At 74.1% G+C, this 19,884-nt stretch carries 16 protein-coding genes; 12 read left to right on the top strand and 4 right to left on the bottom strand.

Translation table 11 applies throughout. The features are described 5' to 3' along the window. The first annotated feature begins 39 nt into the window (after positions 1 to 39). The 7 genes from HJC40_RS25730 to HJC40_RS25760 are packed head-to-tail and all read left to right on the top strand — an operon-like array spanning position 40 to position 9,209. On the top strand, positions 40 to 540 hold the full coding sequence (locus HJC40_RS25730; protein WP_250004330.1) for a chemotaxis protein CheW: 501 nt from the start codon (positions 40 to 42) through the stop codon (positions 538 to 540). Next, positions 537 to 1,937, top strand: a complete 1,401-nt coding sequence (locus tag HJC40_RS25735; protein WP_250004333.1) for a CheR family methyltransferase — start codon at positions 537 to 539, stop codon at positions 1,935 to 1,937. Before HJC40_RS25730 ends, HJC40_RS25735 begins: the two co-directional genes overlap by 4 nt. After that, complete coding sequence (locus tag HJC40_RS25740) at positions 1,934 to 2,503, top strand: chemotaxis protein CheW (RefSeq protein WP_250004336.1); 570 nt, start codon at positions 1,934 to 1,936, stop codon at positions 2,501 to 2,503. The genes HJC40_RS25735 and HJC40_RS25740 overlap by 4 nt, the downstream gene beginning before the upstream one ends. Beyond that, on the top strand, positions 2,500 to 3,972 hold the full coding sequence (locus HJC40_RS25745; RefSeq protein WP_250004338.1) for a methyl-accepting chemotaxis protein: 1,473 nt from the start codon (positions 2,500 to 2,502) through the stop codon (positions 3,970 to 3,972). The genes HJC40_RS25740 and HJC40_RS25745 overlap by 4 nt, the downstream gene beginning before the upstream one ends. A 52-nt stretch (positions 3,973 to 4,024) precedes the next feature. Then, positions 4,025 to 6,154: a response regulator gene (locus HJC40_RS25750; RefSeq protein ID WP_250004341.1), complete on the top strand. Its 2,130-nt coding sequence runs from the start codon at positions 4,025 to 4,027 to the stop codon at positions 6,152 to 6,154. Beyond that, on the top strand, positions 6,154 to 7,218 hold the full coding sequence (gene cheB / locus HJC40_RS25755) for a chemotaxis-specific protein-glutamate methyltransferase CheB (RefSeq protein WP_250004344.1): 1,065 nt from the start codon (positions 6,154 to 6,156) through the stop codon (positions 7,216 to 7,218). The genes HJC40_RS25750 and cheB overlap by 1 nt, the downstream gene beginning before the upstream one ends. Next, positions 7,215 to 9,209, top strand: a complete 1,995-nt coding sequence (locus tag HJC40_RS25760) for a response regulator (RefSeq protein ID WP_250004347.1) — start codon at positions 7,215 to 7,217, stop codon at positions 9,207 to 9,209. The genes cheB and HJC40_RS25760 overlap by 4 nt, the downstream gene beginning before the upstream one ends. Positions 9,210 to 9,213: 4 nt before the next feature. Here the strand turns inward: HJC40_RS25760 and HJC40_RS46220 are convergent, their stop codons facing one another. Genes HJC40_RS46220 through HJC40_RS25780 form a run of 4 tightly spaced genes read right to left on the bottom strand, consistent with a single transcriptional unit; the run spans position 9,214 to position 15,488 of the window. Continuing rightward, on the bottom strand, positions 9,214 to 11,484 hold the full coding sequence (locus HJC40_RS46220; RefSeq protein WP_250004350.1) for an N-acetylmuramoyl-L-alanine amidase: 2,271 nt from the start codon (positions 11,482 to 11,484) through the stop codon (positions 9,214 to 9,216). Positions 11,485 to 11,536: 52 nt separating this feature from the next. Further along, positions 11,537 to 12,169 carry a GNAT family N-acetyltransferase gene (locus HJC40_RS25770; RefSeq protein ID WP_250004352.1) on the bottom strand — a complete coding sequence of 211 codons (633 nt, stop codon included), beginning with the start codon at positions 12,167 to 12,169 and terminating at the stop codon, positions 11,537 to 11,539. Positions 12,170 to 12,210: 41 nt separating this feature from the next. Beyond that, positions 12,211 to 14,736, bottom strand: coding sequence for an ABC transporter permease (locus HJC40_RS25775; RefSeq protein WP_250004353.1), 2,526 nt, complete (start codon positions 14,734 to 14,736; stop codon positions 12,211 to 12,213). Continuing rightward, complete coding sequence (locus tag HJC40_RS25780; RefSeq protein WP_374272747.1) at positions 14,733 to 15,488, bottom strand: ABC transporter ATP-binding protein; 756 nt, start codon at positions 15,486 to 15,488, stop codon at positions 14,733 to 14,735. Before HJC40_RS25780 ends, HJC40_RS25775 begins: the two co-directional genes overlap by 4 nt. 147 nt (positions 15,489 to 15,635) lie before the next feature. Here HJC40_RS25780 and HJC40_RS25785 point away from each other — a divergent pair, with 147 nt between their 5' ends. From HJC40_RS25785 to HJC40_RS25805, 5 genes are read left to right on the top strand one after another with little or no spacing between them, the layout of a single operon-like run. Beyond that, a complete protein-coding gene (locus HJC40_RS25785) occupies positions 15,636 to 16,829 on the top strand; it encodes a sensor histidine kinase (RefSeq protein ID WP_250004357.1) in 1,194 nt (397 codons plus the stop codon). Next, positions 16,826 to 17,464, top strand: coding sequence for a response regulator transcription factor (locus HJC40_RS25790; protein ID WP_250004360.1), 639 nt, complete (start codon positions 16,826 to 16,828; stop codon positions 17,462 to 17,464). Before HJC40_RS25785 ends, HJC40_RS25790 begins: the two co-directional genes overlap by 4 nt. Positions 17,465 to 17,512: 48 nt before the next feature. Then, positions 17,513 to 17,992, top strand: coding sequence for a dimethylamine monooxygenase subunit DmmA family protein (locus tag HJC40_RS25795; RefSeq protein ID WP_250004363.1), 480 nt, complete (start codon positions 17,513 to 17,515; stop codon positions 17,990 to 17,992). Then, a complete protein-coding gene (locus HJC40_RS46225) occupies positions 17,989 to 18,918 on the top strand; it encodes a PDR/VanB family oxidoreductase (RefSeq protein ID WP_250004366.1) in 930 nt (309 codons plus the stop codon). Before HJC40_RS25795 ends, HJC40_RS46225 begins: the two co-directional genes overlap by 4 nt. Beyond that, the gene (locus HJC40_RS25805) at positions 18,915 to 19,880 is read left to right on the top strand and encodes a DUF3445 domain-containing protein (protein ID WP_250004370.1); all 966 of its coding nucleotides are present in this window, start codon (positions 18,915 to 18,917) and stop codon (positions 19,878 to 19,880) included. Before HJC40_RS46225 ends, HJC40_RS25805 begins: the two co-directional genes overlap by 4 nt. Positions 19,881 to 19,884: the final 4 nt, after the last annotated feature.

Below are 19,884 nucleotides of genomic sequence, written 5' to 3' on the forward strand. Positions count from 1 at the left end.
TCTCGGATAACACAGCTAAAGTCTGGCTAATCTGAGCGAATGCGGCAGTACGGACAGGCGCCGACCCACGCCGACGAGGGTGAGGGCGCCGGGGTTCTCGCGCTCGTCTTCCGGGCCGGGCCCCTGCTCTGCGCCCTCGGGCTCGACGAGGTCATCGAGACGCTGCGCCCGCTCGAGACGCGGCCGCTGGCCGGCACGCCGGCGTTCGTCCGGGGCATCACCGTGCTGCGCGGTGTCCCCACCCCCGTCATCGACGTGTCCCGGCTGCTCGGCGGCGGCCCGGCCGAGGCCGACCGCTTCCTGGCCGTCCGCACCGAGCGGGGCGCCATCGCGCTCGCCACCGGCGACATCCTCGGGATCCGGCACGTCGAGGCCGAGCCCACCGGCGGTCACCCGGCTCTGCTCGGCGGGGGCAGCACCCGGCTGGTCGCGGGCGTCGGCACGCTGGGCACCGAGCCGCTTCTGCTGCTGCAGAGCATGCGTGCCGTTCCCGACGAGGTCTGGGAAGCGGCCGCCGTGAACGCGGGCGAGCCGTCGTGAGCGCGCCCGCGCAGATCACCCGGTTCCGCGAGCTGCTGGCCCGGGTGCTCGGCTGGACCTTCGCCGACAACGACGCCCAGCAGCTGGCCGGGCTGTTGCGCGACCGGGCGGCCGAGCACGGGATGAGCCGGGACGCCTACCTGGCCCGGCTGGCCACGCGGCGGTGGGAGCCCGAGGTCACCGCCCTGATCGAACGGCTCAGCATCACCGAGACGTACTGCTTCCGGCACGGCGAGCAGTTCGCCGCGCTGCGGGAGGACGCGCTGCCCGAGCGGGCCGCGGCGCGGGCCTCACAGCGGGTGCTGCGGATGCTGTCGGTGGCGTGCTCGTCCGGGGAGGAGGCGTACTCGCTGGCGATCACCGGGCGTCAGGTGCGGCCCGACCCGGACTGGATCGTCAGCGTGATCGGGGTGGACGCGAACCCGCTGGTGCTGCGCAAGGCCGAGGCGGCCTGGTATTCGGCCTGGTCGCTGCGGGAGACGCCGGACGCGGTGCGCCGCCGCTGGTTCCGGCCGGACGACGGCGGCTACCGGGTGGTCGACGAGATCCGCCGGCTCGTACGGTTCCAGCGCACCAACGTGGCCGAGCCGGACGACAGCCTGTGGCGCCCCGGCCAGTACGACGTGATCTTCTGCCGCAACCTGCTCATGTATCTCACTCCGGCCGTGACCTCCGCGCTGGTCGAGCGGATGACCGCGGCGCTGGCGCCGGGCGGCTACCTGTTCCTGGGGCACACCGACTCGCTCGGCAGCGATCCGGACGGGCTCGAGCTCCGGCACACCCGCCAGTCGTTCTACTACCGCCGCGCGGGCGGGCCGACCCCGCAGCGCCTCGGCACGCCCCCGGTCACCGAGCAGGCTCGGACCGTCTCGGGGCCCGCCGAGGCCCTGGCCGTCGACAACACGTACGACCGGGCCCTGGATCTGCTGCGGCAGGAGCGCTTCACCGATGCGCTGGAACTGGCCGCGGCACCTCGCCCGGGTCCGCTGCGCCAGCGTGATCGGCTGCTGCACGGCGTGCTGCTGGCGCAGGTCGGACGGCTCGACGAGGCGGTCGCGCTGGCCCGGCGGCTCAGCGACGAGAACGGCCTCAACCCGGACGCGCACCAGCTGCTCGGGCTGTGCCTCGAGGACGGTTCGGCGGTCGCGGAGGCCATCGGCCAGTACCGTCTGGCGGCGTACCTGGACCCGGGTTTCGCCCTGCCCCGGATGAGGCTGGGTCAGCTCGCGAGGCGGCAGGGTGACGACCGCGGCGCGGCGGCCGAGCTGGAGCGGGCGCTGGATCTGCTCGCCCGCGAGGACGACGAGCGGATCACGTTGTTCGGCGGCGGTTTCGGCCGGATCGCCCTCACCGTGCTGTGCCGCTCCGAGCTGGACGCCTGCGGGGTCCACCCGTGACCGCCGGGCCGGGCAGCGTCGCCAGGCGGGTGCGCCGGTTGCGCGAGGACTTCGACCAGTCGTTCGCCGAGCCCGCCCGCAGCCACGACGAGGAGCACTTCGAGCTCCTGACGATCCGGGCCGGCGGACGCCCGTACGCCATCAAACTCTCGCAGAGCTCGGGCGTGCACCCGGACCGCCCGGTGACGCCGCTGCCCGGGCCGCAGCCCGCGCTGCTCGGCCTGGCCGGGTTCGCGGGGGCCGTGGTGCCCGTCTACGACCTGGCCGCGCTGCTCGGCCACCCGGTCGGCGAGGTGCCCCGCTGGCTGGTGCTCGCGGCCGGCACACCGCGGCTCGGGCTGGCCTTCCACGAGCTCGACGGGCACGTCCGGGCCGCGGCCACCGACATCATCCGCGACTCGGGTGAGACCGGCGACGACGGCGGCCACGGACTGGGCGGCACCCTGCGCGGGCTCGTCGACCTGCCCGGCGGCAGCCGCCCGATCATCGACATCCCGGCCATGCGATCCCTGGTGCACGCCCTGGCCGGGCATGCGCAGGCCGCCGACGAGGAGGACGCACCATGATGGCCGAACGCACCTTCGGCACGAAGCTGGCCGCCGGCTTCGGGCTGACCCTGGCGCTCACGCTGCTGATGACGGCGACCTCGGTGCTGACCCTGCGCTACGTCATGAGCAGCAAGGACAACGTGATCACGTCGGCCCGGGTGAATCTGGTCGGCTCCGAGGCGCTCAGCGCCTACATGGAGTCGCGGATCGCCGACTACCGCGCCTATCTGCTGGTCGGCACCGACGAATATCTCACCGCCACCGCGGCCGACCGGACGCGATTCCTCGGCCAGGTCGCCACGCTGAGGAAGTCGATGACCGACCCGACTTCCCTCGAGCTGTTGGACACCGTCTCCACCGTCGAGGAGAAGCACGCCACGGTGGTGGCCGGGGTGATCGCCGAACGGGCGGGTCTGAACGACCTGCGCAACGTCCGGCAGCTGGCCGGCAACCAGGAGCTGAAAGCGGCCCGGATCGCCGTTCAGAAGGCGATCGCCGCCCTGATCGAGCGGCAGTCGACCGTGGTGGACGCCCGCCGGGACGAGTCGTCGACCCGCGCCACCATGGCCATCTTCTTCATCATCGGGATCGGCGCCCTGCTGATTCTCGGAGCCGCCGCGGTGGCCTGGAAACTGAGCCGCGACCTGCGCCGGGAGGTGGGCGCCGCGGTCGGGCACATCCAGAGCTCGTCGGCCGAGCTCGAGGCGGCCGCCGCCCAGCAGGCCTCGGGCGGCCGCGACCAGGCCAGCGCGATGAACGAGATCACCACGACGATCAGCGAGCTGCTGATCACCTCCCGGCAGATCGCGGACAGCGCCCAGCGGGTCTCCAAGATCGCCGAGGAGACGGCCGAGGCGGCCCGCACCGGTGACGCCACAGTGGAGCAGACCCGGGCGTCGATCGCGGCGATCCGCACCCAGGTCGACCAGATCGTGCAGCACATGCTGGCCCTGGGCGAGAAGTCGCAGCAGATCGGCGGGGTGGCCGACCTGGTGTCGGAGCTGGCCGAGCAGACCAACATCCTGGCCATCAACGCCACGATCGAGGCCAGCGGCGCCGGCGAGTGGGGCCGCCGGTTCGCGGTGGTGGCCGAGGAGATCCGCAAGCTCGCCGACCGTACGGCCGGGTCGGCCAAGGAGATCCGGGCGCTCATCGAGGACGTCCGCGGCGCGGTCAACACGACCGTGATGGCGACCGAGATCGGGGCCAAGGCGGTGGACTCCGGCTCGCGGCAGTTCGACGACGCGACCAGCTCGTTCCGCCGGATCGCCGGGCTGGTCGCCACCACCAGCGACGCGACCCGCGAGATCGAGCTGTCCACCAAACAGCAGACCACCGCCGTCGAGCAGGTCAACATCGCGGCCTCGGACACCGCCCGGGTCACCCGCGAGACCGAGGCCAGCGCCGTGCAGACCAAGCAGACCGCCGCGCATCTCACCACGCTCTCCAGCGAGCTGCTGGACCTGGTCGGCACCGGGCGGCACTGATGACCGGCTCCTACCGCGGGCGCTCGTCCGGCGCCGTCCGGCGCGGTCCGTCATGACGAGCCGCGATCCGCTGCGCTACTTCCGGATCGAGGCGCGTGAGCTGGTCGACCAGATCAGCTCGGGCGTGCTCGATCTGGACCAGCAACCCGAGCCCGACGTGGTGGCCCGGCTGCTGAGGTTCGCGCACACCCTCAAGGGCGCGGCCCGGGTGGTCAAGCAACAGGAGATCGCCGACCGCGCGCACGAGTTCGAGGAGGTGCTCGTCCCGCACCGCGACGAGCGCGTCCCGGCGCTGCCGGCCGATCAGATGCGCGAGCTGCTGCGCCTCAACGACGAGATCGCCGGGTACGTGACCGCCCTGTCCGCGCCGGCCGCGGCCCCGCCGGCGCCCGTCGAGCCCGAGGCGCCGATCCGCACGGTTCCCCTGAACGAGCCGACCACGCAGGCCGAGGTGGACCAGGCGCACGTCGACGCCGAACTGGCCCGGGGCGCCGACGCGGCCTCGGACCGGCCCGAGCGGGCCGCCACCGCCGACCTCGACGACCTGCTCGACGCGATCGGCGAGGCCAGCTCCCGGATCGCCCCGCTCCGCGACGGCGGCCGGACGCTGGCCCGTCTGCACCGCAAGGTGGAGACGCTGGGCGAGCGCATGCGCATCGGGCGCACCACCGTGTCGGACTCGTCCGCCCGCACCTCGGTCCGGCGCCTCGCCGGCGAGCTCGGTGCGCTCGGCCGCCGCCTCACCGACGCCGTCGACCAGGTCGAACGCGAGCTCGACGAGGTGCGCGGCCGCGCCGAAGGGCTGCGCCTGGTGCCGGCCGGGTCGATCTTCACGGCGCTGCGGCGGGCCGTCCGGGACGCCGCGGACGGCGAGGGCAAGCGGGTGCGGTTCCAGGCCTCGGGCGCCGACGTGCGGATGGGCCCCAACCTGCTCAACCTGATCAGCGGCGCGTTCCTGCACGTCGTCCGGAACGCGGTCGTGCACGGCATCGAGCCCGAGGCGCAGCGCCTGGCCGCCGGCAAGCCGGCCGAGGGCACGGTCGGCGTCCACGTCGAGCGGCGCGGCCGGTACGCCGAGTTCCGCTGCGTCGACGACGGGCGCGGCTTCGACCTGGCCGCGTTGCGCCGCACCGCCGAGGAGCGCGGCCTGCTGGCCCCCGGCGCCGATCCGGCCCCCCAGGCCCTGATCGACCTCGTGCTGCACGGCGGGATCAGCACCGCCCCCGGGGTCACCGACGTGGCCGGCCGCGGCATCGGGATGGACGTGGCCCGGGACGTGGCCCTGCAACTGGGCGGGGAGGTCTCCATCGTCAACCGGCCGGGCGAGGGGGCCACCGTACGCCTCGTCGTGCCGCTGACCTTGCTGAGCATGAACGGCCTGATCGTCGAGGCCGGCGGGACGACCGCGACGATGCCGCTGGACTCTGTGCTCCGCTGTGTGCGCCTGAGCGCCGACGAGATGGCCGCCGCGACCGCCACCGCCCGGCTGGCCCACGAGCGTGAGGTGCTGCCGTTCCTGCCGCTGAGCCAGGCCCTGCGGATCGCCCCGGCCGAGGGCGGCGCCGGTTCCGGGGTGGCGGTGGTGCTCGCGGCCGACCGCGACACGGTGGCGATCGGCGTCGACCGGCTGGCCGGCACGTCCACTCTGGTCGCCCGGCCGCTGCCCGACCTGGCGCCGGCCGCCCCGGTGATCGGCAGCGTGTCGATCGACCTGGACGGCAACCCGCGGCTGGTCCTGGACGCGCACGGGCTGGTGGCCGAGGCCCGCCAGGAGAGCACCACGGCCCGCGGTGACAGCAGCCTCCCGGTCAAGCCGCGGATGCCGATCCTGGTCGTGGACGACTCGCTGACGACCCGCATGCTCGAGCGCAGCATCCTCGAGTCGGCCGGCTACGAGGTCGATCTGGCGGCCTCCGGCGAGGAGGGCCTGGAGAAGGCCCGCGCCCGCCGGTACGGCCTCTACCTGACCGACATCGACATGCCGGGAATCGACGGCTTCACGTTCGTCGCGCGGACCCGGGCCGATCCCGCCCTGGGCCACGTGCCGGCGATCCTGGTGAGCTCGCGGGCCAGCGCCGAGGACCGGCGCCGCGGCACCGAGGTGGGCGCGTCGGCGTACGTGGTCAAGGGCGAGTTCAACCAGGAGGAGCTGCTCGCCCACATCCGGAGGCTGATCCTCTGATGATCCGTGTCCTGCTCGTGGAGGATTCCGCGACCATGCGCCACCACCTGCGCGAGTCGCTCGCCGCCGACCCGGAGCTGCAGGTGGTCGGCGAGGCGACCGACGGCGGCCAGGCGGTGGAGCTGGTCGCGCGGCTGCGGCCCGATGTGATCACGATGGACATGATGCTGCCGACGATGACCGGCCTGGTCGCCACCGAGCACATCATGGCCGAGCACCCGACGCCGATCCTGGTGGTCTCCTCGGCCGACCGGCGCGAGTTGTTCAGCACGTACAACGCGCTGGCCGCGGGCGCGGTCGACGTGCTGGAGAAGCCGCGGGGCGACGGCACGGACGCCGACTGGGGGCGGCGGCTGTGCGCGGCCGTGCGCCTGGTCTCGCGCATCCGCGTGATCACCCATCCCCGGGCCCGGCTGGACGGCCGCGGGCGGGTGAGCCCCGAGCCGGTCGCCCCCGCGCCGGCCCCGTCGCTGACCGACGCGCTGCGCGTGGTGGCACTCGGCGCCTCGACCGGTGGCCCGGGCGCGCTGACCGAGCTGCTGCGCGCGCTGCCGGTCGGCTTCCTGCCCCCGGTGCTGTGCGTCCAGCACATCGCGGCCAGCGAGCCGTTCGCCGTGGCGTTCTCCGACTGGCTGGCCGGGCAGACCGGCCGCGACGTCAGCTACGCCCGGGACCGTACGCCGGTGGCCGCCCTGTCCGGCCGGGTCGTGCTCGCCCCGCCCGACCGGCACCTGCTGGTGCGCGACGGCATGGTCCGGGTCAGCGACGGGCCGCCCCGGCACTCCTGCCGCCCGTCGGTCGACGTGCTGTTCGAGTCGGTGGCCGCCGAGTACGGCGCGAGCGCGGCCGGCTGCCTGCTCACCGGCATGGGCCGCGACGGCGCCGGGGGCCTGCTGACCATGCGGTCGCGGGGGGCCGTCACCTTCGCCCAGGACGAGGCCAGCTGTGTCGTCTACGGCATGCCCCGCGAGGCCGCCCTCATCGGCGCGGCCGCCTACATCCTGCCGCCGGCCCGGATGGCCGCCCGGCTGGTCGAGCTCCAGCCCACCGGGAGCCGTCGATGACCCACCGCGTGCTGATCGTCGACGACAGCCTCACCGTACGGATGGACCTGCACGAGGCCTTCGAGGCGGACGGCTTCGGCACTGTCCTGTGTGCCACCGGCGCCGAGGCCCGGGCCGCGTTCGTCGGCGACGACTTCGACGTGGCGGTGCTCGACGTGCTGCTGCCCGACGCCGACGGGCTGGAGCTGCTCACCGAGCTGCGCGGCATGCCGAGCCGGGCCCGGGTGGTGACCGTGCTGCTCAGCAGCGAGGACGAGGTGGCCGACCGGCTCGCCGGGCTGCGCATCGGCGCGGACGAGTACGTCGGAAAACCGTACGATGCAGGATACGTCGTCGCCCGGGTGCGCCAGCTGCTGCGCGACGGCCCGGCGGGCTCGGACGACCGCACCACCGTGCTCATCGTGGACGACAGCCGGACCTTCCGCGAGCAGCTGCGCGAGCTGCTCGAGGCCGAGGGGTACGCCGTGCTGACCGCCCCGAGCGGCGAGGACGGCCTGCGCACGGCGGCCGACCGGCGCCCGCAGGCAATCATCGTCGACGGCGTGATGCCCGGCATCGACGGCGCCACGGTGATCCGGCGCATCCGCCTCGACCCGGCCCTGCGCGACATCCCGTGCATCCTGATGACCGCGGCCGACGACTACGCCACCGAGCTGCAGATGCTCGACGCCGGCGCCGACGCCTTCGTGCGCAAGCAGCAGAACCTGGCGATCGTGCCGGCCAAGCTCAACGCAGTGCTGCGGCAGAGCGCCGAGCAACTGCCGATCGAGGTCACCGGCAGCCTGCACGGGCCGAGCAAGGTGCTCGCGCTCACGCCCGACCGGCAGCGGCTGGCCGATCTGGCGGCGGCCCTGCGCGACGAGGGCTACGACGTGGTTCCGGTGGCGGGCACCGAGGACGCTCTCGACCTGCTGGCCGAGCAGCCGGTCGACTGCATCGTGCTGGGTCAGGGGCTCTCCGGCGAGCTGGGCCGGGAGGCCTGCCGGCGGATCAAGGAGGTGCCGGTGATCGGCGAGACCCCGGTGGTGATGACCGGGTCGACCGACGACGACATGCTGGCCTGCCTGGAGTCGGGCGCCGACGACTACGTGCGGGCGGATTCCGGCGCCGAGGCGTTGCGGGCCCACGTGCGCACCCAGATCCGGCGCAAGCAGTCGCACGACGAGAGCCGCCGCATCCGCGAGGAGCTGATGCGCCGCGAACTGGACGCGGCCGAGGAGCGCTCGGCCCGGCAGCTCGCCGAGACCCGGGCGGCGCTGGTCGAGGAGCTGGAGTGGCGCAACCGCGAGCTCGAGGCGTTCTCCGGTTCGGTCTCGCACGACCTGCGCGGCCCGCTGCAGGTGATCAGCAGCTTCGCCGAGCACATGCTCGACGACGAGGGCGACCCGCTCAGCAAGGAGGCGCGGCGCCGGTTGAGCCGCATCCAGGCGGCCGCGCACCGGATGGCCGACCTGGTCGAGTCGCTCCTGATCCTGGCCCGGGCCAGCCGGGGTGACCTGCGACGGGCCGAGTTCGACCTGACCGTGACGATCTGGCAGGTGATCGGCGAGGTCGAGGCCCGCGACCCGGCACACAAGGTGGCCTTCACGGTCCACGAGAGCATGCGCGCGGACGCCGACGAGGGCCTGGTCCGGGTCATCCTGGAGAATTTGATCAACAACGCCGTGAAGTTCACCCGCAAGGTCGAGCGGCCGGCGGTGGAGGTGGGCCGGGCCGACGCGGGCTTCTACGTGCGCGACAACGGGGCCGGCTTCCCGGCGGGCAAGGCCGGCGAGCTGTTCCGGCCGTTCGCCCGCCTGCACAGCGCCGAGGACTTCCCGGGCACCGGCATCGGCCTGACCACGGTGCACCGGGCGGTCGAACGCCACGGCGGCGAGATCTGGGCCGAGGGCGAGGACGGGCACGGCGCGACCTTCTGGTTCACGCTGCCACCCACCCCGGCCCCGGCGGCCACGCCGGACCGGCGGGCCCAGGCCCGCCGGCACAGCTGAGGTCCTACTTCACGTACGTCAGGCCGTCCGAGATGACCGTCGGGCGGCCCTTGGTGCCCAGCACGACCACCGAGACGGTGTGCGTCTTGGCGGTCACCGCCTTGACCCACAGGGTCTGCCGGTGAGTCGTCGTCGCGGCCTTGGTGTCGACGGTCGCCACCTTGACGTTGTCGACGTAGACGACGGCCTGGCCGGTCGTCGGCATCCGGGTGAAGGTCAGCGCGGCCGAGCGCCCGTTGAAGGTGTACGTCAGCTTGGCGTTCTTGGCCCCGGCGGCCAGCGCCTTGCCACCGAGGTAGCTGGTGGCGGACGACCGGGCGCTCCACGTGCCGGTGCGCTTGGCCGAGGTCTCCGGCATCTGGACGACCGTCCGCGTGACGGCCGCGGTGCCCGTGTTGTAGGCCATGTCCACGGCCTCCACCGCGTACTTCATGGCGACGTTGGGCTTGACGTTCGCGTTCCACACGGTGGAGGTGCCGGTCATCGCCACGGACGCCGGCGAGGTGGCCGCCTGCCGGCTGATCCGGCCGTTGTTGTCGGCCGACTTGAAGGTCACGGCGACCGGCACCGACGTGGCCGAAGAGGTCCCGGTCTTCAGCGCCACCGACGGCGCCGTCGGGAAGGTCGGCTTGACCACGTCACCGACGACCTTGGTGACCGGCGTCGTGTCGGTGACGCCGGCGCGGTGCACGACGCGGACGGCGACGTTGTGCGAGCCGGGCGGGACGGCGACGGATGCGGAGCCGCTCGCCTTGCCGCCCGTGGCGGTCGCGGCCACCTTGCCGTCGATGAGCACGTCGAACCGGCCGGCCTGGGCCGGGTCGCCGCCGACGCTCCAGCGGACCTGCGCCTTGTCCCTCACGTACGGGGTGCCGGTGGTCGGCACGCCGCCGGAGACCGAGGTGATGGCCAGGCCGGGCAGCGCCGCGCGGGCCCGGATCGTGCCCATCAGCGGATAGAACATCACGCCCGGGCATTCGGTCACGGTGCCGTCCCGGTGCCCGGCGATGCGCGGGAACGTCACCGTCGAGCCGAGCGGCCACTTGAGGCCGGTGACCCCGGCGGTCATCTGCGCGGTCGTGGTCGGGTCGAAGCCGTACGCCCCCAGGCGCGCCGCGGCGACCTTGGCGATCGTGGTCAGCGCGGCGTTGCTGGGCCGCACCGAGGTGTAGTCACCGATCAGCGCGATGCCGGTCGATCCGGTGTTGAAGCCGGCGACGTGCGCGCCGACCACCGCGGCGGAGACACCGCCCTTGCGGCCCTCGTAGAGCGTGCCGCACTTGTCGACGAGGTAGTTGTACCCGAGGTCGTCGAGGCCCTTCTCCTGAATGTCGTTGGCCATGATGGACTTGACGAACTTCGGCACGTCGGCGCAGGCCACCGGGTTGTCCGCGGTGCCGGTGTGGTGCACCCAGACCATCTTGACGCCCTCCTTGGCGATGGTCGGCGGGGCCTTCACCAGCTTTTCGTCGGCGCCCCACTTGGCCCGCGAGACGTAGGCGGGCAGGGGCGGCGCGGTCGCCGGCGGCGCGGGGGTCGTGGGCGCGGCGGTCGTGGGCGCGGTCTTCGTGGGCGCCGCGGTCGTGGGGGCCGCGGTCGTGGGCGTGGCCCCGGTGGTGGCCGGGGGCGCGACCGCGGTGGCCGACGGCGGCAGGCCCTTGACCGGCGCCTTGGTGGTGGCCGGGGCCGGGGACGCCGGCGGACTCGCCGGGACGGGCTCACCGCCGCCGCGGCCACCGGCCGTGGGCGCGTCCGGGTCGATCAGGGCGAGGCGCAGCTCGGCCGGCAGCGGCTTGGTGCCCGAGCCGACGAGCCGGGCGGCCACGCCGTCGGAGGGGCCGGTCCACAACGGTTCCAGGGCGCCGCGCGACTGGGCCCGCTCGGCCTTCAGGTCGGCCGCCTCCTCGGCGACCTCGAGCGACCGCCAGCCGGTCCAGGCGCCGGTCCGGACGTTGCGGGTCCGCACCTGAACGGTGCCGTCGGGCCGGTCGGCCGGGCTCTTCCAGCTGACGCTGAGCAGGCTGAACCGCTTGGTCGAGCGCTGCGGGAGCGTGAAGGACCGGCCGAGCGACGCCAGGGCCACCCGGTCGACGCGGACGCCGGTGGGCTCCGCCGTCGCGGCCACCCGGGCCCCCGCGGGCGCCGGCGCCGGGGCGACCGGCCCGGGCAGCGCCACCGGAACCGGGTCGGAGGGCCACGCCAGGACGGCGACCCCGCCGCCCGCCGCGAGAACCGCGGCCGCGGCCCCCATACCTATCGCCAGTCGACGCCGCACGTGAACCCCCGTTGATCTCGGTAAATGCCGCGTGAGGGTATCGAAAGAGTGATCAGCCCGCCATCCCGAACCAGGGCCGGCAGGGCGGGAACCCGGTCACCGTCACGTCGGCTCCCGGCCAGTCGCCGGCGGTGAGCCGGAAGTGCTGGAGGTCGACCACGTCGCCGCCGGTGTCGACGATGCGGCTGAGCCCGTTCTCCGCGTACCCGACCCGGCGGGAGACCCCCAGCGAGGCCGCGTTGGCCGTGGTCGCCGAGGTGATCGCCGCGACCGCGCCGAGCTCGCCGAACGCGAACTGCAGCATCGCGGTGCGCATGGCCACCCCGAGCCCGCGCCCGCGCACCCCGGGGACCAGCCAGGACGCCGAGTCCACCGTCCGCAGGGCCGGGAAGTCGTCGCCCTCCAGCGTCTGCACCCCGACCGGCTCGCCCTCGTGGACGACCGCGAAGTGCAGCACCCACGACTCCGGCGCCCAGGTGCCGAGCGCCTTCCAGTAGCCCTGGCAGAACAGCCGCCGCTCGTTCGCGGCGTAGGTCTGCGACGGGTACATCGCCAGCCGGGGGTCGTGCCCGACGTCATCGGGCAGGACCGCCGCGAGACGCGGCAGGTCGGCCTCGGTCAGGGGGCGCAGCAGCACGTCGCGGAAGGCCAGCCGGAGGCCGAACAGGGGCCAGTACTCGTTCATGCCCCTCTTCTAGCGCACCCGGCCGGCCCTCCGCCTTCCTTTTACTCGGCGCCGAGTGCCGCGACCGGGCTCACCTTGGCGGCCCGGCGGGCGGGCAGCACGCCGGCCAGCGCGGTCAGCGCGACCAGGACCGCGAAGACGGCCGCGAGCTGGCCGACCGGAACGGTCAGCGGGGCGTTGACGCCCAGTGCCTTCACCGCCATCCAGGCGTACGGGATCCCGAGCGCCAGCCCGAGCGCGGCCCCGATCACGCCGTACAGCGCCGACTCGGCCGTCAGCATCGTGCGCAGACCACCGCGGGACAGGCCGACCGCGCGCAGCACCCCCGACTCGCGGACCCGCTCGACCACCGACAGGGCGGTCGTGGCGCCCACCCCGACCACGGCGATGAGCACCGTCAGGCCGATCAGCCCGACTGCGATCAGCAGCAGCAGCGTCACGTTGTCGTTGATCTGGTCGCGCTGGTCGGCCAGGACGTCGATCCGCCACTTGCCGCCGGCCGAGGACTGCACGTCCTGCATCGCCCGGTTGCCGTCGGTCCGCGCCTTCTCCCCGGTCGCTGCCGCGTCGGCCAGCACCCCGGCGTACGCGGCCGGGGCGCCCAGCCGGGTCAGGTCGGCCGGGTCGAGCACCGCCGAGGCGTGCAACGGCGCGTCGTCGGCCAGCTCGGCCGTCACGGTCAGCTTCACCGTGCGCTTGCCCGCGGTGAACTCCACCTGGTCACCCACGCGGGCCCCGGTCGCGTCGGCGGCGAAGCCCGAGAGCACCACCTTGCCCGGCCCGGTGTCGCCGAGCGACCCGGCCGCGGCGTCCAGCTTGCGCAGCTGCGGCAGACCGGTCATCGCCAGGTCGGTGACCGGCAGCTCGGTGCGCGCGATCTTGACCTCCAGCCGCCGGTACGGGGTGACGTTGCTGATCTCGTCCCGCTTGGTCAGCTGCTCGACCAGGGCGGCCGGCACCGGGTCCTCGTTCACGCCGGTCAGCTCGTAGTCCGAGGGCGAGGACGCGGCGGTCTCCCGGTCGACCAGCACCCGGAAGGAGGCGCCGCCGACGAGCGCGCCGGCGATCAGCGTGACGCCGAGAGCGACCACGACCGAGACCGCGGCGGCGCGGCGCGGGGCCGAACCCACTCCCCCGGCGGCCAGCCGGCCCACCGGACCGGAGCGCCGGATCGGCCAGCCCAGCACGGCCAGCACCGGCCGCACCAGCACCGGGCCCAGCGCGATCAGCGCGAAGAAGGCGAACGCGCCGGACGCCACCACGGCGAACAGCATCGGCTGGGCGTCGTAGTTCTCCGGGCTGCGGCTCGGCAGGTGCATGACGACGTACGCGGCCACCAGCACCGCCCCCGCGGTGAGCAGCAGGCCCGTCGCCCAGCGCAGCTTGCCGATGTCCTTGCGGGCGCCGGTGGTGCCCGCGCCGCGCAACGCCTCCAGCGGCGAGACCCGGGAGGCCGACGCGGCCGGGGCCAGCACGGCCAGCACGGTGATGACGACGGCGAGCAGGACGGTGCCGAGCGCGGCCGGCAGCGGGAGACCGGGCGAGGCGATCTCCTGGCCGAACCACCCGGCCGCGACCGGCGCCAGATGGCCCGCCCCGAGCGCGAGCAGCACCCCGGCCGTGCCGGTGGCCAGCCCGGTGAGCGCCCCCTCGGCGGCCAGCGCGCCGGCGATCGAGCGGCGGCCGGCGCCGACCGCGCGCAGCAGGGCCAGCTGGCGCATCCGCTGGGCGAAGACGATCCGGAACGTCGAGGTGGCGACCAGACCGGCGGCGACCACGGCGATCGCCACGAACATGGCGATCACGGCGAAGATGGCGTTCACGTCCGAGACCTTGGCCTCGGCCTCCTCGTGCCGCACAGTGGCTCCGTCGCTGACCTTCGGACGCTGGTCGTCGGGAACGCCGGCCGCGGCGAACACCGCACCGATCCGGCTCAGGACGGTGGCCGCGTCGGCGCCCGGCGCGACCCGGACGTCGATCTGGTTGAGGAACTTCGACCCGGTCAGCTCGACCAGCTCGCTCGTCGGGGCGTACGCCTGGAAGCCGAAGTCGTCGCGGGCCTGGACCACGCCGACCACGGTGAGGTCCGACTTGGCCTGGGGGTCGCCGTTGTCGTCATAGCGCACCTGCGCCTTGACCGTGGAGCCGAGTTTCAGGCCCATCCGCTCGACCGTGCGCGGGGTGACCGCGATCTCGCCGGGCGCCGACGGGAACCGGCCCTGGCTGACCGCGGTCAGCGCGAGCGGCCCGCGGCCCGGGTCGGCGAGCAGCTGCAGATACTCGCCGCCGACCTGACCGCCGTAGTCGATGCGGCCGACCGCCTCCTCGACGCCGGCCACCTTGCGGACGGCGGCCAGCTGGGCGGGGCTGACGGTGCCGTCGCGCACGACCACGTCGACCGCCTCGGGGGTGCCGCTCAGGCCGTTGAGCACGCTGCGCTCGGTGATCTGCTGGGCCAGCACCGTGGCGTAGACGACGAACGAGGCCACGAGCACGGCCAGGCCGGTGAGCAGCAGGCGCGACGGGCGGCGGGCCACGCCGCGCACCTGGGTGCGGAGCACGCTCATCGGGCGACCGCCAGGCTCTGCAGGGCGTCGGACACCGAGGTGATGTCGGGGCGGTCGAGCTCACCGGCGACCCGGCCGTCGGCCAGCAGCACGACGCGGTCCGCGTACGCGGCGGCGCCCGGGTCGTGGGTGACCATCACGATCGTCTGACCCAGCTCCCGTACGGAATTGCGCAGGAACAGCAGCACCTCGGCGCCCGACCGGGAGTCCAGGTTGCCGGTCGGCTCGTCGGCGAAGACGACCTCGGGCCGCGACATCAGCGCCCGGGCGATCGCGACCCGCTGCTGCTGGCCGCCGGAGAGCTCGCCCGGCCGGTGGTCGAGGCGGCCCACGATGCCCAGCGACTCGGTCAGGTGGCCGTACAGGTGCGGGTCGGACCGGCGGCCGGAGAGCTCCAGCGGCAGCAGGATGTTCTGCGCCGCGGTCAGCTGGGGCAGCAGGTTGAAGGCCTGGAAGACGAAGCCGATCCGCTCGCGGCGCACCTTGGTGAGCACCTTGTCCGGCTGTTTCGTCAGGTCGGTGCCGCCGAGCAGCGCCTGCCCGGAGGTGGCGGTGTCCAGGCCGGCCAGGCAGTGCATCAGGGTGGACTTGCCGGAACCGGACGGTCCCATGATGGCGGTGAACTGGGCGCGGGCGAAGCCGACGGTGACGCCGTCCAGCGCCCGTACCGCGGTGTCCCCGCTGCCGTAGACCTTGACCAGGTCGACGGCGGCCACCGCGGCCAGCGTGTCCACGTTCTGCGTCTGCATGATTTCTCCACTCGACGGCGTTCTCGACGCCGCGAAGTCTGTGCGGAGCCGATCGACCGGCACATCGGCCCCAGGCCGGGCTCACGAACCCGGGCGGATCTGTCTTTCGGCCGATGGGTGGCCCCGCACCAGCGCATACGCTGGGTGGCGATGCAGACCGACCCCAACCGGATGATCCTCCGCCGCCTGGCGCAGTTCCTCGCGCTCTTCGGGATGGCGCTGCTCGGCATGTTCGACGTCGCGCAGGGCCTCTTGACCCGGGCCGAGGTGCTGGGCCTGATCCAGGTCGGGCTGGCGCTGGCCGCGGCCGCGGTGTGGTTGCCGGTGCACCGCCCGGGATCGCCCCGGCTGCCCACGGCGGCGATGGCGCTGGGCGGGTTCTCGCTGCTCGTCACCGTCGGCATCGCGGTCACCTCGCCGCCCGGTGGCTCGTACGGGACCAGCTGGGGTCTCGCCGAGTCGGCCGGGCTGCTCGGCGTCTGCTACGTCGTCGCCCGCCACTCCACCGCCGGCCGGGGCGCGATCGCGCTGCTCATCGTCGGGGCGGCGGTCAGCTTCGCGCCGCTGCGCAGCGGGCAGGAGGCCATCTACGTCATCTTCGGGCTGATCCAGGCCCTGGCCGCGGCCGCGGTCATCGGCCTCGGCATCTACCTGCGCGTGATCGAGGGCTCCCGGCAGCGGGCGGTCGACGCGGTCCGGGCCGAGCAGCGCGCCGAGTTCGCCCGCGACCTGCACGACTTCATCGCCCACCACGTCACCGGCATCGTGGTGCAGGCGCAGGGGGCCAAGTTCATCGCCGAGCAGGACCCGCAGCGGGTGCTGCACGCGCTCGACCAGATCGAGCGGGCCGGCGCCGAGACGATGGCCTCGATGCGCCGGATGGTCGGCGTGCTGCGCGATCCCGAGTCGAAGCCGGACGCGCCGCTGGCCCCGGTGGCCGGCGTGCACGACTTGGGTGTCCTGCTCGAGCAGTTCAACTCGGCGGGCGGCGCCAAGGCCCGGATCCACCTGGACGGCGACCTGGACGGCCTGCCCGTCGAGATCTCCACCTCGGCCTACCGGGTCGTGATGGAGGCGCTGACCAACGTGCGCCAGCACGCGCCCGACGCGACGGCGGCCGACGTGTGGATCCGGCGCACGCCCGAGTGGCTGCTGGTCCGGATAGCCAACGACGGAGTGATCACGGCGAGGGCCGGCACGCCGCGCGAGCGACCGGGGTACGGTCTCGTGGGCCTGACCGAGCGGGTCCGCGCGGTGGCCGGCCGGATCACCGCCATGCCCGGCATCGAAGGCGGCTGGGTGGTCGACGCCGCGTTCCCCATCGACCCGAGGACGGACCCTTGATCCGCGTACTGATCGCCGACGACCAGGCCATGGTCCGCACCGGCTTCGGCATGATCATCGGCGCTCAGCCCGACATGGAGGTCGTGGGCGAGGCGGCCGACGGCGTCGAGGCGGTGGCGCTGGCCCGCAAGCTGAGGCCCGACGTGGCCCTGCTGGACATCCGGATGCCGAAGATGGACGGCCTGGAGGCGCTGCGCCTGCTCTCCGGTCCCGGCGTCACCGACCCGGTCAAGGTCGTCGTGGTCACCACCTTCGACCTGGACGAGTACGTGCATCAGGCGCTGCGCAACGGCGCGGCCGGCTTCCTGCTCAAGGACTCGGGCCCGGCCCTGCTCATCGAGGCCGTCCGGGCGGCGGTCTCGGGTGACGCGCTGATCAGCCCGTCCATCACCGTGCGCCTCCTGGAGCACCTGTCACCCCCGGCCCCGTCGGGCGACGACGGCGGCCTGTCGCCGCGTGAGCTGGACGTCGTCCGCCTGGCCGCCAAGGGCCTGACCAACGCCGAGATCGCCGCGCAGCTGTTCATCTCGATCGGCACGGTCAAGACCCACGTGGGCAGCGTCATGACCAAGCTGAACGCCCGCAACCGCGTCGAGATCGCCGCCTGGGCCTGGGAACGCCGGCTGCTGGGCTGACCGAGCCGTCGTTCCTGCCCTTCCGCGGACGCGGTTAACCTGTCCCGCATGCGCGGTGACGACACGCCCTTCCCGGCGCGGCTGACGGTGCCGCGGTGGCCGTCGGGGGTGCCCGATCTGCCCCGGGCCCTGGCTTGGACGTTCGTGCGCGCGGGCTGCGCCGGCTCCGCCCGGTGTGCGATCGGGCGGTGGCGCACGCAGGAGCCGGCCGGGGTCGTCGAGGCCGGTGATCTGCCGGCCGGCTTCTTCGAGGGCCGGCTGGTGGGCTGGCGGCTGGCGGTCTGTGGTGAGGCCGGCCGGGTCGCCCGGGTGGTGGCCGCCGCGACCGCCGCCGGGCTGCTCGACGAGGAGATCGTGGTCAACGTGGAGAGCACCGCGTCGGCCCGCTGGTTCTGCCCGGCGTGCGGCGCGACGACGACCGTGCCGGCGGGCGCCGGGTCGGCCGGGTGCGACGGCTGCGGCCGGCGCCTGCAGCCGCGCGAGCACTGGTCGCCCGCCTCCGGCCAGTTCCTCTGCGACGCGTCGTGACGACGTACCGCGTCGCCGGTCGCCGGTCCGGTGGTCCCGGCGTCCTCGAGCTCACCCTCGTGCCGGACGACGGAGCGCAGCCGGCCCCGTACGTCCCGGGCTCGCATCTGCCGGTGCGGGCGGGCGGGGTGGTGAACGCCTACTCGCTGCTCGACGACGGCTGCCGCCCCTCGGCGTACCGGATCGGGGTGCGCCGCGGTTGCCCGGGCGGCGGTTCGGCCTGGCTGCACGACAACGCCCGGACCGGTACGACGCTCGTCGCCGGGCCGCCGCGGTCGGCCTTCGCCCCGGTGCTCTCGGCCCGCTCGCACCTGCTGCTCGGCGCGGGCATCGGCGTCACCCCGCTGCTCTCGCACCTGCGGGCCGCGCGCCGCTGGGGACGACAGGTCGAGCTCGTCGTCGGCTCCGGGGCCGGCCGCGACGTCTTCGCATCCGAGCTCGACGACCTGGCGCCTCCGCGAACGACCCGCGTCGTCGGGCGGGCGGCCTTGCGGGCCGCGGTCCGGGAAGCCCTGTCACGGCAGCCGATCGGCACCCACGCGTACGCCTGCGGGCCGGACGGCTTCGCCGCGGAGGTCCGGAGCGCGGCCGCCGACCTCGCCTGGCCGGCCGGACGACTGCACATCGAGCATTTCGACGCCCCGCAGCTCGACGCGGGCGACCCGTTCACGGCCGAGCTCGGCGACACCGGCCGGGAGCTGCACGTGCCGGCCGGGACGAGCCTGCTGCACGCGCTGGACGCGGCCGGTGTCCGGCTGGACCGGATGTGCGAGCGCGGCGTGTGCGGCCGGTGCGAGGTGGGCGTGCGCAGCGGCGACATCCGGCACCGCGACCTCGTGCTCGGCCCGGCCGACCGGGCCCGCGGCGACGTGATGCTCGCGTGTGTCTCGCGCGGATCCACCACCCTCCGGCTGGAGGTGCCATGAGCGCCGAGACCCCGCCGCACCGGTTCGCCTGGCCGTTCGACGGGCAGCCGTACCGCTTCTTCACCAACGTCGAGCCGGCCGGGGCCGAGGTGCGCACCGCGGGCGGCTCGTGGGGCGCGACGGTCTTCCAGGCCGACGAGGCCTATCCCGAGGTCATCGCCGAGCGCCGCGAGATCCTGCGCCGCCGGCCGCGGGCGGCGGCCGCGCTCCCCCACATGCACGCCGCCGAGTGGGACGCCCTCACGTGGGTGTTCGAACGGTTCGCGGCCGAGCACCCCCGGGTCGCCACCGCCGATCTCACCGACCCCTCCCGCGTACGGTGGCGCAACACCGTCACCGGCTCGGAGCTCGACCTCACCCAGGACGGCACCGCCCACCCCCTGGCGGTCGCCGCGCACGAAGTCGCCGAGGACCTGTTCCTGCTCGACCTGCGCGACGGCGCGCTACGACTGGACGCGGTGGCGGCCACCTTCGTCGCCTCGTGGTCGAGCACGTTCTCGCTCGGGATGTCGTTCTCCGACCTGCACGGGCCGATCCCCCGCCTGCACGGGTCGGGCATGGTCGCCCGCACCGAGCGCTTCCTGCGCGCGCTGCAGCCCGGCGAGGTTGTGCGCCGGCTGAACTGGAGCATGCAGCCGACCGGCGACCTGGACGCGAGCGTGGACGCCCGGCACACCTGGCCCGGCGAGGACGACCTGCGCCGCCGGGTCGTCGCCGATCCCGGAACGCTGCGGCTACGCATCGAGATCCAGCACCTGACCGCGCTCCCGGCGACCGGCGCCATCCTCTTCACGATCGCCACCCAGCTGACGCCGCTGGCCCGCCTGGTGACCGTGCCCGAGTGGCGCGACCAGCTCGAGCTGGTGCTGAGCGAGCTGCCCGAGGACATGGCCGCGTACAAGAGCTTCGCCGACGTCCGCGAGCCGGTGCTCGCCTACCTCTCCTCCCGGTCGGCCAGCTGAACGC

Source organism: Actinoplanes sp. M2I2, from assembly GCF_023544445.1.
In the GTDB taxonomy this organism is placed as follows: domain Bacteria; phylum Actinomycetota; class Actinomycetes; order Mycobacteriales; family Micromonosporaceae; genus Actinoplanes.

Excerpts from the sequence above, each read along its gene's own strand:
- HJC40_RS25730 (WP_250004330.1), top strand. The coding sequence starts at position 40 with ATGCGGCAGTACGGACAGGCGCCGACCCACGCCGACGAGGGTGAGGGC.
- HJC40_RS25745 (WP_250004338.1), top strand. The coding sequence starts at position 2,500 with ATGATGGCCGAACGCACCTTCGGCACGAAGCTGGCCGCCGGCTTCGGG.
- HJC40_RS25750 (WP_250004341.1), top strand. The coding sequence starts at position 4,025 with ATGACGAGCCGCGATCCGCTGCGCTACTTCCGGATCGAGGCGCGTGAG.
- cheB (WP_250004344.1), top strand. The coding sequence starts at position 6,154 with ATGATCCGTGTCCTGCTCGTGGAGGATTCCGCGACCATGCGCCACCAC.
- HJC40_RS25760 (WP_250004347.1), top strand. The coding sequence starts at position 7,215 with ATGACCCACCGCGTGCTGATCGTCGACGACAGCCTCACCGTACGGATG.
- HJC40_RS25770 (WP_250004352.1), bottom strand. The coding sequence starts at position 12,169 with ATGAACGAGTACTGGCCCCTGTTCGGCCTCCGGCTGGCCTTCCGCGAC.
- HJC40_RS25775 (WP_250004353.1), bottom strand. The coding sequence starts at position 14,736 with ATGAGCGTGCTCCGCACCCAGGTGCGCGGCGTGGCCCGCCGCCCGTCG.
- HJC40_RS25785 (WP_250004357.1), top strand. The coding sequence starts at position 15,636 with ATGCAGACCGACCCCAACCGGATGATCCTCCGCCGCCTGGCGCAGTTC.
- HJC40_RS25795 (WP_250004363.1), top strand. The coding sequence starts at position 17,513 with ATGCGCGGTGACGACACGCCCTTCCCGGCGCGGCTGACGGTGCCGCGG.
- HJC40_RS25805 (WP_250004370.1), top strand. The coding sequence starts at position 18,915 with ATGAGCGCCGAGACCCCGCCGCACCGGTTCGCCTGGCCGTTCGACGGG.